At 67.3% G+C, this 11,757-nt stretch carries 12 protein-coding genes and 1 pseudogene; 9 read left to right on the forward strand and 4 right to left on the reverse strand.

From position 1 onward, the window contains the following. Positions 1–66 precede the first annotated feature (66 nt). Complete coding sequence (locus AB0J64_RS36705; RefSeq protein ID WP_364037747.1) at positions 67–975, reverse strand: hypothetical protein; 909 nt, start codon at positions 973–975, stop codon at positions 67–69. 479 nt (positions 976–1,454) lie between these two features. Here AB0J64_RS36705 and AB0J64_RS36710 point away from each other — a divergent pair, with 479 nt between their 5' ends. After that, the gene (locus AB0J64_RS36710) at positions 1,455–1,775 is read left to right on the forward strand and encodes a hypothetical protein (RefSeq protein ID WP_364037750.1); all 321 of its coding nucleotides are present in this window, start codon (positions 1,455–1,457) and stop codon (positions 1,773–1,775) included. Positions 1,776–1,866: 91 nt separating this feature from the next. On the opposite strand, the gene AB0J64_RS36715 is transcribed toward AB0J64_RS36710, so the two are convergent. From AB0J64_RS36715 to AB0J64_RS36725, 3 genes are all read right to left on the reverse strand, one after another. Beyond that, the gene (locus tag AB0J64_RS36715) at positions 1,867–2,334 is read right to left on the reverse strand and encodes an NUDIX domain-containing protein (RefSeq protein WP_364037753.1); all 468 of its coding nucleotides are present in this window, start codon (positions 2,332–2,334) and stop codon (positions 1,867–1,869) included. Between the two features lie 10 nt (positions 2,335–2,344). Next, positions 2,345–2,548, reverse strand: coding sequence for a hypothetical protein (locus tag AB0J64_RS36720; protein ID WP_364037756.1), 204 nt, complete (start codon positions 2,546–2,548; stop codon positions 2,345–2,347). A gap of 445 nt (positions 2,549–2,993) precedes the next feature. Next, positions 2,994–4,004 (reverse strand): LacI family DNA-binding transcriptional regulator, encoded by a 1,011-nt coding sequence (locus AB0J64_RS36725; RefSeq protein ID WP_344987235.1) that lies wholly within the window; start codon positions 4,002–4,004, stop codon positions 2,994–2,996. 181 nt (positions 4,005–4,185) lie between these two features. Between AB0J64_RS36725 and AB0J64_RS36730 the strand changes: the two genes are divergently transcribed. The 8 genes and pseudogenes from AB0J64_RS36730 to AB0J64_RS36765 all read left to right on the forward strand — a co-directional run. Further along, positions 4,186–5,472: an extracellular solute-binding protein gene (locus AB0J64_RS36730; protein ID WP_364037759.1), complete on the forward strand. Its 1,287-nt coding sequence runs from the start codon at positions 4,186–4,188 to the stop codon at positions 5,470–5,472. Next, entirely contained in the window at positions 5,469–6,428 is a 960-nt protein-coding gene (locus tag AB0J64_RS36735) for a sugar ABC transporter permease (RefSeq protein WP_364037762.1), read from the forward strand. Before AB0J64_RS36730 ends, AB0J64_RS36735 begins: the two co-directional genes overlap by 4 nt. Further along, on the forward strand, positions 6,425–7,300 hold the full coding sequence (locus tag AB0J64_RS36740) for a carbohydrate ABC transporter permease (protein WP_364037765.1): 876 nt from the start codon (positions 6,425–6,427) through the stop codon (positions 7,298–7,300). The genes AB0J64_RS36735 and AB0J64_RS36740 overlap by 4 nt, the downstream gene beginning before the upstream one ends. A gap of 121 nt (positions 7,301–7,421) precedes the next feature. After that, a complete protein-coding gene (efeU, locus tag AB0J64_RS36745) occupies positions 7,422–8,255 on the forward strand; it encodes an iron uptake transporter permease EfeU (RefSeq protein WP_364037768.1) in 834 nt (277 codons plus the stop codon). An 11-nt stretch (positions 8,256–8,266) separates the two neighbouring features. Then, positions 8,267–9,400, forward strand: a complete 1,134-nt coding sequence (gene efeO / locus AB0J64_RS36750) for an iron uptake system protein EfeO (RefSeq protein ID WP_364037771.1) — start codon at positions 8,267–8,269, stop codon at positions 9,398–9,400. Positions 9,401–9,413: 13 nt separating this feature from the next. Next, entirely contained in the window at positions 9,414–10,661 is a 1,248-nt protein-coding gene (efeB, locus tag AB0J64_RS36755) for an iron uptake transporter deferrochelatase/peroxidase subunit (RefSeq protein WP_364037773.1), read from the forward strand. Between the two features lie 47 nt (positions 10,662–10,708). After that, entirely contained in the window at positions 10,709–11,356 is a 648-nt protein-coding gene (locus tag AB0J64_RS36760) for a hypothetical protein (protein WP_364037776.1), read from the forward strand. A gap of 159 nt (positions 11,357–11,515) precedes the next feature. Further along, positions 11,516–11,757: pseudogene (locus AB0J64_RS36765) on the forward strand (hypothetical protein); the annotation flags it as partial.

Consider the following 11,757-nt stretch of genomic DNA (forward strand, 5'->3'; position numbering starts at 1 on the left):
ACAAAAGAGATTTCCGTCCTGAAACGGCAGGCCGGGAACTTGCTGACGGCGACAGGTTTGCTGTCTCTACGACGAGTGAGGCACTTCAGGTCTGGTCGACGGTGCTCGTTTGCACAATGCGGTCGCGATGACGAGCGCTGCCGCGGCGAGCAGGTGCCACTGGATCCGTGGGATCGCCGTCGCCAGGCGATCATTGATGGAGAAGATGAGTGCCATCAGGAACCCTTCGAAGGCGGCGAGCACCAGGAGCACGCTGGTGGCCAGTACGGCAAGGCTCCGCATCCGGTCCATCAGCACAGTGCTCGCCGCTGCCCCCAAGGCGATGAGCACGATCAGCATCCCATCCACCTCGGCCTTGCATGACCACCCCCAGGGTTGCTTCCACAGCAACTCCATGGACTGCGTGTAGGCGAACCATCCAGAGGAGATGGACTCGCCGTTCACGAGAGATAATCGGCCGGTCGTCCACACGGACGCCGCCATGGCCAACCCCCAGAAGACAACTGCCGGTCGCGCCCGTCGTGTCCGAGGGAGGGGTGAACGTGCGGCCAAGAGCAGCGCGATGACGGCCACCACGTAACAAGCCATCGCAGGCCAGGGCTCAGCGTAGGGAAGGAACTGGCCGGCCCCGGGATGGCTGGCCTCGGGCGGAAAGAAGATCGAGCACAGCCGGAGCGCGGCGACGATGCAGACCGCCGTAACTCCGAGGACCGTGGTCCGGCGCGAGGCGGTCAGCAGGAGGCCGGCCAATACTGCGGGCAGCAGGAGTTCGGCCCATGACAGCAGTTGCCCCCATGGGCCGACCGTCAGGAGGAAGGGGCCGGCACCGGTGACTCCATTGCAGACTCCGATGGTCAGCTCTGCTGCACTGATCTTGGACGTCTTCAGGATGACCGGCGCGGAGGCGGCCAAAACCGCCCCGACGCGGAAGACGCTGATGTGGAGGCGCATCTCCGCACGTGGTGCCTGCGCCACGGATTCTCCGTTTGCTTACTCGGTGGTAGGCCGACGCGGGGGACAATAACGCACCAAGGTCATGGTTGCCCAACAGCGGCGACAGCATGTGGCGGGTTCCAGCTCTTGCCGGGTCTTCGTTCGATGCCGCCTTGGCTGCGGGAGGTCCGGCAAACGCTGTCCGGCCTGGGGCCAGACGTTGAGATCCGTTTCGACGCCTTCGACCACCCACACGCGCATGACACGGATGACGCTGACTTCATCGACTTGTGGTACGGGGACCGCTCTATCGCATGCCTGCTCGCTGCCGAACTCCGCGATCCTCCGAACGGACGCATCGTCGGCCTGTGCGATGAGGATAGCCTGGGCGACCTCTTCGGGCGCTGGCGACGTCGTCCTTGGGGCGCTCGATCAACTCGCCACGAGCCGTAGTCCTCCGTCGCTGAACCTCATCGGCAGATCGACCTGCGCATTAGAACTCGGATGGTCACACTGGTGACATGGAGGCCGGGGGATACGGAGCAGTCCGCCCTTACATCGTGCCCGAGACGTTGGAGGAACTCGTCGGGCCCATCAGAGGTGTCGTCTCACTTCCCCATCACCTCGACTGGGGCCCAAAGCACAGCTATGACCTGGAACAGGTTGGCAATGCTCGGTTGATGTACATGCGTGTGATCCGAGAGAGCGCCACACCCGACGATTTGCGGCGTTTCCTGAACGCCTCACTCCTGCGGCGCCTCTGGCCGGAGTTGATCCTGCCACCACGAGTTCGCGTCCTGTGGCTGGACCGCTTCCCCGAACTGCAGCGCCAAGCCGCCTGATGGACCAATTCCGCCGTCGCCTGGCCGGCATTGCTCTGGCAGCAGCCGCTGATCATGGCTTCGCGCTGAGCCCCGGCACAACCACGTCCGGTCAATCGAAGTGGGGATAGGCGCGTTCCAGGTAGTCGTTGAGCTGCCGCCATTGCGTGGGGTGGATGTCCAGAGAGCGAAGGTCGGCCGGGTCCACCCAGCGAACGTCGCTGGCCTCGTCGTTGGCCTCCGGCCGGCCGCCGACTGGGCGGGCGATCAGCATCACCTCGTACTCCTGGCGAATCTCGCCGTCGGTGTAGGCGACGATATGACCAGGGTCCGAGTAGATCCCCAGGATGCGCACCGGCTCGACGCGGACGCCGGTCTCCTCCTCAGTCTCCCGCACGGCGCACTGGGACGGCGTCTCGCCGATCTCCATCTTGCCCATGGGCAAGGCCCACTGGCCGGTGTCGCGTCGGCGCTGCATGAGAATGCGCCCTGCGTCGTCCACTGTGACCGTGCCACAGGCCGGTACCAGGCTGTTCGCCTTCGGGGCGTCCGGATCGTTCCAGTACTCGACTCGTCCCATGAGGCGCCTCTCAGATCTCTGCACCGGACCATGGCACGGCCCCGGCCCAGACACGCTCGAACGATGACATGTAGTGGTCGGCTATCGTCCCGCCGTCAAGGCGGTGGAAGTGGAAGGTGGGGTTGGCTGACGCCGGTTCTCCGTACGCATGTTGATTGACCAGGATGTCATCGTCGTAGCGGAACAACGAGGCATAGAGAGTGGTGGAGGTCAACCGCACCTCGCAGCCGTCGAAATCAGGGCCTGCCCCACCTGCGCCCGACTCGTTGCGCCCCGGCTCCCTCGGCTGACTGCCGGTTACCCCACAACCACATTCCTCTGCCCTCGGTAGCGGGCCAGCCGTGTGTCCCGACCGACGAGCCAACTCCGTCTTCCTCTAACGTCGCCCATGGATTCACTCAACGGTGGCGCCAGAACATAGCGGCAGCGAGGCCCGCTCGGGGTGGGCTCCAGCAGGCCAAGCCGGTAACCGGGTCCCGGGTGGGCGATGGCGCCGCCAGGCGCGGGGGTTGCGCCGCCAGGCGCCTGAAAAAGCACGCCTGAGCCCCTTGGCGCGAAGCGCCTCTCTGGGGAAGACCTTTGGCCCGGGGCGGGGTCCAGCAGGCTCACTCGGTAACAGGGCGACGGGTGGGTGAGCGTTGGCCCACCTACCCGACCCCTTACTCGTACCGGGCCGTGCTGTCTCGGACGATCAGCTCCGTGGCCAGCTCCACGCGTTTGGTCTCCGGCGCTTCCCCCCGGCCCATCGCCAGCACCGTACGCGTGGCCAGCGCCGCCATCTCCTGCAGCGGCTGGCGTACCGTCGTCAAGGGCGGCCAGGCCGACTTCGACAGGGGCAGGTCGTCGAAGCCCACCACGCTCAGATCCTCCGGCACGCGAAGCCCCCGCTGGCGGGCGGCCTCGAACACGCCGAACGCCATCAGGTCGCTGCCCGCGAAGATGGCCGTCGGGGGCTGCTCCAGCGAGAGGAGCGCGTGGCCCTCGTCGTGGCCGGACTCCACCAGGAACGTGCCGCGCCGGATCAGCTCGGGCGCGATCGGTACCCCCGCCGTCTCCAGGGCCGCCCGGTAGCCGTCCACCCTGGCCTGGCTGCAGAGCATGTCGGTCGGGCCGCTGATCATGCCGATCCGGCGGTGGCCGAGCTCCAGCAGGTGGCGGGTCGCTGCCAGGCCGCCGTTCCAGTTGGTGGCTCCCACCGAGACGACGCCCGGGGCGGGCTCGCCCTCCGGGTCCACCACCGCGAACGGCAGCGAGCGCGCGCTGAGCTGGGCCTGGATGCCGGTGGACAGGCGGGAGGCGACGATGACCACGCCGTCGGTCCTGCGGGCGGCCAGGCGTTCGAGCCAGTCGCGGCCCGGGCCCGCGTGGGTATGCAGGACGGAGATGACCACGCTGGCCCCCGCCTCGTGGGCCGCGCCCTCCGCGCCGCGCACGATCTCCATGGCCCACGGCGACTCGATCTCGGCGAACACCAGGTCGACCAGGCCCGCCGGCGTGTCGTCCTGGCTGATGCGCCGCTGGTAACCGTGCTCCTGCAGGAGTCGTTCGACTCGATGGCGGGTCGCCGGAGCGACCTCTGGACGTCCGTTGATGACCTTGGACACCGTCGGGATGGAGACTCCGGCCTCCTCCGCGATCAGTGCGATCGTCACCCGCCGCTTCGCTGACACGTTCGGGAGTTTAGCCGAAAGTTTCGGTTTGGGATCGCTCCCACTCGAGGTGTTGACGCTTTACGCGCCACTTACTTACGATCCAGGCAGCGAAATTATCGGGGAACTTACGAAACTTTCTTCCGGCGCAGCTCACACCTGTGAGCGAGCGCCGGGCCGCTTCTGAGGAAGGGACCCCGGAATGAAACGCAGTTTGGTGTTGATCGCGACCGCAGTGCTCATAGCCGGCTGCGGCAGTGGCGGCGACAAGGGCAGCAGTACGGCTCCTCAGCAGGGCGGCTCGCCGGCCAAGGTCTCGCTCGAATGGTGGCACCTGTCGACGGCTGAGCCGCTCAAGTCGCTGTGGGCGCAGCGGGCCAAGGAGTACATGGCCAAGCACCCCAACGTCACCATCAAGGCCACGGTCCTGGAGAACGACGCGTACAAGGCCAAGCTCACCACGATCACGCAGTCGGGCAAGGCCCCCGACATCTTCGCCACGTGGGGCGGCGGCGTGCTCAAGCAGCAGATCGAGGCGGGGCTGGTCAAGGACATCTCCGCCGACGTCGCCGACGTCCTGCCCAACTTCACGCCCGCGGCACTGAGCGCGTACCAGCTCGACGGCAAGACGTACGGCCTGCCGACCGACATCGGCATGGTCGGCTTCTGGTACAACAAGAAACTTTTCGCCAAGGCGGGCATCACCGAGCCGCCCGCCACGTGGTCGGCGTTCCTCGATGACGTCAAGAAGCTCAAGGCGGCGGGCGTCACGCCGATCGCGCTGGCCGGCAAGGAGAAGTGGCCGGGCCACTACTACTGGGCCTACCTCGCCATGCGCATCGCCGGTCTGCCGGCGCTCAAGCAGGCGGCCGTCGACCACGACTTCACCAAGCCCGACTTCGTGGCCGCCGGACAGCAGGTCAAGGCACTCGCGGACCTGCAGCCGTTCCAGAAGGGCTTCCTCGGCGCGGCGTACTCCACCCCCGACGGCCAGTCGGCCACGGTCTCGAACGGCAAGGCCGCCATGGAGCTGATGGGCCAGTGGGCGCCCGCCGTGCAGAAGGACTCCGGCAAGGGGCTCGGCGACGACCTGGGCTTCTTCCCCTTCCCCGCGGTCGAGGGCGGCAAGGGCTCGATCAACGACGCGTTCGGCGGTGGCGGCGGCCTGGCCGTGGGCGCGGACGCCCCGGCGGAGGCCCTGGACTTCGTGAAGTTCATGACCGAGATGGGCAACCACTCCAAGGCCGTCGAGGCCGGCGGCGTGCTGCCGGTGCTCAAGGGCGAGGAGAGCGCGGTCAAGGACCCCAACCTCAAGCAGGTGGCGACCCTGCTGGCTGCGGCCGGCGGCTACCAGCTCTACCTGGACCAGGCCTACCCGCCCGCCGTCGGCCAGCAGGTCAACGACAGCGTGGCCGAGCTCATCGCCGGTACGAAGACGCCGGAGGAAGTGGGCAAGGCCATCACCGAAGTGGCCAAGAGCGAAGGATGACCACTCTCATCACAGGGCCGGAGGCGGTTCAGCTTCCGGCCCCCGCCCCTGCTGCCAGGCGGCGCGGCCGCTGGGTGACCATCGCCCTGTTCCTGCTGCCCGCCCTGGTCCTCTTCCTGCTCCTCGTCGTCGCGCCCATCCTGGTGGCGTTCTACGCCAGTGCGTTCAGGTGGAACGGGTTCGGCGGCCTGCCGACCAACTTCATCGGGCTGGACAACTTCACCCGGCTGTTCAAGACCGAAATTTTCGGCCAGGACCTGTGGCACCTGCTGGTCCTCGTGCTGCTGTCGATCTTCGTTCAGCTGCCGTTCTCGCTGGCCATCGCGATGCTGCTGAACCAGCGCATCCGCGGGCGAGCGCTCTACCGGGTGGTGTTCTTCGCGCCGTACGTGCTCTCCGAGGTCATCACCGGCGTGCTGTTCTCGCTGATCCTCTCGCCGGGGTCGGGCATGGCGAACCACGTCCTGTCGGTGTTCGGGATCGAGTCGGAGTGGCTGGCCGACCCCGGCACCGTGATGCCGTCCCTCTTCCTCGTCATGACCTGGAAATATTTCGGCTTCCACATGATGATCTATCTCGCCGGGCGGCAGAACATCCCGAACGAGCTGATCGAGGCGGCCCAGATCGACGGCGCCACGAGCTGGAAGACGTTCAGGCACATCACGCTGCCGCTGCTCGGGCCGACGATCCGGATCAGCGTCTTCCTGTCCGTCATCTACACCATCCAGCTCTTCGACCTGGTCTGGATCCTCACCCAGGGCGGACCTTCGCACTCCTCCGAGACGATGGCCGTCACCATGATGGACTGGGGCTTCAAACGCTCCCAGGTCGGCTACGCCAGCGCCATCAGCGTCGTGATGTTCCTGCTCAGCCTCGTCTTCGCGCTCGTCTATCAGCGTTTCGTGATGCGCCGCGACCTGGCGGGCGCGACCACCTCGATGGGAGGCCGCCGATGATCCGCCGCAAGCCGATGGCCCGCAAGCCGATGATCCGCCGCAAGCAGCCCACGCCGCGGCGGAACACCCTGCCGCTGCACCTGGTCGCGTGGATCGTCGGCGCGTTCGTCATCATCCCGGTGGTCTATGCCGTGATCGGCGGGTTCAAGTCCACCAGCGAGCTGTCGGAGAACCCGCTCGGGCTGCCCCGGACCTGGTTGACGGCCAACTACACCGACGTGCTCGGCTCGGACTCGTTCTGGCTGCAGCTGTGGAACAGCACGTTCATCGCCGCGCTGACGACCGTGCTGACCGTCGGGGTGTCGGCGCTGGCGGGGTTCGTCTTCGCCCGGTTCGCCTTCCGCGGCAGGGAGTTGTTCTTCACGTTGTTCACGGCCGGGCTGATGTTCCCGTTCGCGGTGGCGATCCTGCCGATCTTCGTGCTGCTGCGCTCGTTCGGCCTGCTGGGCAACCCATTCGGCGTGATCCTCACGCAGGCGGCCTTCGGCCTGCCGCTGACGATCATCATTCTGCGCGGCTTCTTCCGCAGCATCCCGGGCGAGATCGAGGAGGCGGCCATCATCGACGGCTGCAGCCCGTTCGGGTTCTTCTGGCGGATCCTGCTGCCGATGGCCAGGCCCGCCATCGCCACCGTCTCGGTCCTCGCGCTCGTGGGCAGCTGGAACCAGTTCATGCTGCCGCTCGTGGTCTTCAACGAGGAGTCGAGCTGGACGCTGCCGCTGGGCATCCAGCAGTTCCAGGGCCAGTACGCCTCCGACACCGCCCGCATCCTGGCCTACCTCGTCCTGGCCATGCTGCCCGCGCTCGGGTTCTACGCCGTCGCGGAACGTCACCTGGTCGGTGGCCTCACCGCCGGCGCGACGAAGGGATGACCAGACCTGCTGACGTGATACCCCGCACACTGTCGCTTCCAGCTCTTGCGCTAGGTATGCTTCGCCTGCCCTAATTTAGGTAAGGCTTAGCTCAGCAAATCTTCAGCTACTGGGAGTGACGGTGTTCGCCAGTTACCTCATCGGACTGCGCGAAGGTCTCGAGGCGACACTCGTCGTCTCAGTCCTGGTCGCCTTCCTCGTCAAAAGTGACCGTAAGGACAAGCTCCCGCAGGTCTGGACGGGAGTGGGTGCGGCCGTCGCGCTGTCCGTGGGGTTCGGGGCGCTGCTGACGTTCACCGCGGCGAACCTCGGACACACCGGACAGGAGCTGTTCGACGCCATCACCTCGCTGCTCGCCGTCGTGTTCGTCACGTGGATGATCTTCTGGATGCGGCGGGCGGCCCGCGCGCTCTCCGGCGAGCTGCGGGGCAAGCTCTCCGAGGCGCTGGAGATGGGCTCGTTCGCGGTCGTCGTGATGGCGTTCCTCGCCGTCGCCCGCGAGGGGCTGGAGACGGCCATCCTCTTCTTCGCCTCCGTGCAGGGCTTCACCGCCTCGGCGGACCCGCTGATCGGCATCAGCCTGGGGCTGCTCACCTCCGTGCTCCTCGGATGGGGCCTCTACCGCAGCGCCGTGAAGATCAACCTCACCAGGTTCTTCACCTGGACGGGGCTGCTCCTGATCCTGGTGGCCGCGGGCATCTTCAAGTACGGGGTGCACGACCTCCAGGAGGCGAACCTCCTGCCGGGCCTGAGCACGTACGCCTTTGACATCAGCTCCATCCTGCCCCCCACCTCCTGGTACGGCGAGCTGCTGTCAGGCATGCTGAACATCACGCCGCAGCCCAGCGTCGCCGAGGTCATCGCCTGGGTCTGCTACCTCGTGCCCACACTCTTCTTCTTCCTGCGTGACTCGCGAGTGAAGACCACGCCCACGCCCGCCTCCTCCGCGGCCTGAACAGGAGCATCATGCGTACCGCAATCCGCCTGTCCTTCGGCGTGCTCGCCCTCACGACAATGGCCGCCTGCGGCTCCGGGGGCGGCGCCGCCGCCCCCTCCGGATCCGCCGCGCCCGGGAAGATCACCGTGGCGGCGTCCGACACCGAGTGCAAGGTCGCCGCTTCCGAGGTGACCGCGGGCACCACGACGTTCTCGATCACGAACGGCGGCAGCAAGGTCACCGAGTTCTACGTGTACGCCCCCGGTGACCGGGTCATGGCCGAACTCGAGAACATCGTCCCCGGGCTCACCAGGGAGCTCATCGCCGAGCTGCCGGCGGGCGCGTACGAGACGGTGTGCAAGCCCGGCATGATCGGCAAGGGCATCCGCAACGCGCTCAAAGTGACCGGCGAGCACAAGGCACTCAACGAGGACGCCAAGCTCGCCGAGGCCGTCGCCGGCTACAAGCGGTACATCAAGGCGCAGAGCGACACGCTGCTGGTCAAGACGCAGGAGTTCGTGGACGCGGTCAAGGCGGAGAAGGTCGACAAGGCCAAGGAGCTGTACCCGGTCGCGCGTACGTACTGGGAGCGCATCGAGCCGGTGGCGGAGATCTTCGGCAACCTCGACCCGGCCATCGACGCCCGCGAGGCGGATCTGGCCGACGGCGAGGAGTGGACCGGCTTCCACAAGATCGAGAAGGATCTGTGGATCAAGAAGGACGTCAGCAAGGACGGCCCGATCGCCGACAAGCTGATCGCCGACGTCAAGACCATCGTGGACAAGTCGAACGCCGCCGAGCTGACCCCCCTGAACCTGGCCAACGGCGCCAAGGAGCTGCTCGACGAGGTGGCCACCGGGAAGATCACCGGCGAGGAGGACATCTGGTCGCACACCGACCTGTGGGACTTCGACGCCAACCTCGAGGGCTCCAAGGCGGCCGTGCAGGCGCTCCGGCCGGTGCTGGAGGAGCGGGCTCCCGACCTGGTCAAGACGCTGGACCAGAAGTTCGCCGCGGCCGAGGCGGCGCTCGACGCGCACCAGAAGGGCGACGGCTGGAAGTTGCACAACGAGCTGTCCAAGGCCGAGCTGAAGACCCTGTCGGACGCGATCAACGCGCTGGCCGAGCCGATCAGCAAGATCGCTCCGTCCGTCGCGAAGTAGCGGGGAGGCGACCATGAGTTTGAGCCGTAGGGGTCTGTTCGGGCTGGGTGCGGCGGGCGCCGCGGTGGTCGGGGCCGGGGTCGTGGCCTCGAACACGCTGCTCGACGAGGCACCGGCCGCGCACGCCGCCTCGATCTCCGACCCCTTCCCTTTCTACGGCGAGCACCAGGCGGGCGTCGTCACGCCCGCGCAGGACCGGCTGCACTTCGTGTCGTTCGACGTCATCACGAAGAAGCGGGCCGAACTGGTCGAGCTGCTGCAGGAGTGGACGGCCGCGGCGGCGCGGCTGACGCAGGGCAAGGAGGCGGGGTCGTTCGGGGCGGTGGGCGGCGCGCCCGAGGCGGCGCCGGACGACACGGGCGAGGCGCTCGGACTGCCGGCCTCCGGGCTGACGCTGACGATCGGGTTCGGGGCGTCGCTGTTCGACGAGCGGTTCGGGCTGGCGGGCAAGCGCCCCGCGGCCCTCGCCGACCTGCCGAAGTTCCCGGGGGAACAACTCATTCCCGAAATTTCCGGCGGGGACATCTGCGTACAGGCCTGCGCCCACGACCCCCAGGTCGCCGTGCACGCCATCCGCAACCTGGCCAGGATCGGCTTCGGCAAGGTGTCCGTACGCTGGTCGCAGCTCGGTTTCGGCCGTACGTCGTCCACGTCCCGGGCCCAGGCGACCCCCCGGAACCTGATGGGCTTCAAGGACGGCACCAACAACCTCAAGCTCGAGGACGCCGACCTGCTCCGCGACCAGCTGTGGGCCGCCGCGCAGGACGGCAGCGCCTGGATGGCGGGTGGCACGTACATGGTGACCAGGAAGATCCGCATGGCGATCGAGACCTGGGACCGCACGTCGCTCGCCGAGCAGGAGCAGATCTTCGGGCGGAACAAGGGCGAGGGCGCGCCGCTGGGCAAGCAGGCGGAGTTCGACGCGGTGGACTTCGCGGCCAAGGGGGCGGACGGGCAACCGCACATCAAGGCCGACGCCCACGTGCGGCTGGCGCACCCGAGCTCCAACAGCAACGCGCACCTGCTCCGCCGCGGCTACAACTTCGTGGACGGCTCGGACGGGCTCGGCCGCCTGGACGCGGGGCTCTTCTTCATCGCCTACCAGCGGGATCCGCGCAAGCAGTTCGTGCCCGTCCAGATGAACCTGGCCAAGAACGACGCGCTCAACGAGTACATCAAGCATGTCTCGAGCGGCGTGTTCGCCTGCCCGCCCGGCGTCAGGGACGCGGGAGACTACTGGGGCCGCTCGCTCTTCGAGTAGGTCGCGCCGCCGTCGATGGGCGCGGACATGGAACGATGAGAGAGGGCATGGTGACCCGCAAACGCGCCCCACGCTCCACGCAGCGAATCGACGTGACCCGCCTTCCTGACGACATCGTGGCGCTCATCGACGCCCTCGAGCCTGGTGAGAACGTGGTCCTCACGCGTGACGGCGCGTCGATCGCGACGATCTCCAGCACCGTTGACGTGGTCCAAGGCGCCATCGTCGATCGCGACGCGCCGGATGAGACCGACGAACCAGCACCGATCGACTACGAGAGCGTGACAGTCGTGGCCACCGCGATGGAGCTGTCGACCGCGGCTCGGGTTGCGCTGTCCACCCAGCTCGGGGCGGACTACGTAGTGCTCGACATGCATGCGGCTCCGGCAACGACCGATGTGCTGCTGGTGCCGCCAGGCAGCCCGCAGCTGATCGCATCGCTCCGATCGATGTTCCCGAAAGCTCGCGTCATCGTCACCGAAATCGAGGACCACGAACTCGGAGTCCAGTACCACGGCCCGGTCCGGCGACTGCTCGACGCCGGCGCTGACGGGTATCTACCTCCGGCGAGCCTTCCGCACCTGGCCAGGCAGCTGGACTACACGCTGAATCAAGGCCGCGAGATCGCCGGAGGGGCCGCGGCACCACTGCAGATCGCACCGACCGTGGAGCCGGCAGATCCAGACGACGAATGACCCCGCGCGTCTTCGCTGGACCGGCGGTTGGCGGATCACCGTAGCCATGGGAGTTCCGGGCCATGTCAGCGGCGGTGTCAGGACGGCGACAGCCCGGTATCAGAGCGGTCGGCGATGGTGGAGGCCATAGAGCGAAACACACCGCACAAGGAGCACATCATGCAGAAGTTCGACACCCCCGCCCCGATCTCCGCCGTCCTGAACATCCCCGCCGGACGCGTCCAGTTCATCGCCGCCGACCGGGCCGACACCACCGTCGAGGTCCGGCCCGCCAACGCCGCAAAGAGCCGTGACGTGAAGGCGGCCGAGCAGACCACGGTCGACTACGCCGACGGCGTCCTGCGGATCGAGACTCTCGCGGAGAAGAACCAGTACTTCGGCCCGTCCGGATCCATCGAGGT

It is taken from the genome of Nonomuraea sp. NPDC049695 (assembly GCF_040674955.1).
Lineage (GTDB): Bacteria > Actinomycetota > Actinomycetes > Streptosporangiales > Streptosporangiaceae > Nonomuraea > Nonomuraea helvata.

Bases quoted from the DNA above. Each gene is read 5' to 3' on its own strand.
- AB0J64_RS36730 (WP_364037759.1), top strand. From the start codon at position 4,186: ATGAAACGCAGTTTGGTGTTGATCGCGACCGCAGTGCTCATAGCCGGC.
- AB0J64_RS36740 (WP_364037765.1), top strand. From the start codon at position 6,425: ATGATCCGCCGCAAGCCGATGGCCCGCAAGCCGATGATCCGCCGCAAG.
- AB0J64_RS36710 (WP_364037750.1), top strand. From the start codon at position 1,455: ATGGAGGCCGGGGGATACGGAGCAGTCCGCCCTTACATCGTGCCCGAG.
- efeB (WP_364037773.1), top strand. From the start codon at position 9,414: ATGAGTTTGAGCCGTAGGGGTCTGTTCGGGCTGGGTGCGGCGGGCGCC.
- AB0J64_RS36735 (WP_364037762.1), top strand. From the start codon at position 5,469: ATGACCACTCTCATCACAGGGCCGGAGGCGGTTCAGCTTCCGGCCCCC.
- AB0J64_RS36715 (WP_364037753.1), bottom strand. From the start codon at position 2,334: ATGGGACGAGTCGAGTACTGGAACGATCCGGACGCCCCGAAGGCGAAC.
- AB0J64_RS36760 (WP_364037776.1), top strand. From the start codon at position 10,709: ATGGTGACCCGCAAACGCGCCCCACGCTCCACGCAGCGAATCGACGTG.
- efeO (WP_364037771.1), top strand. From the start codon at position 8,267: ATGCGTACCGCAATCCGCCTGTCCTTCGGCGTGCTCGCCCTCACGACA.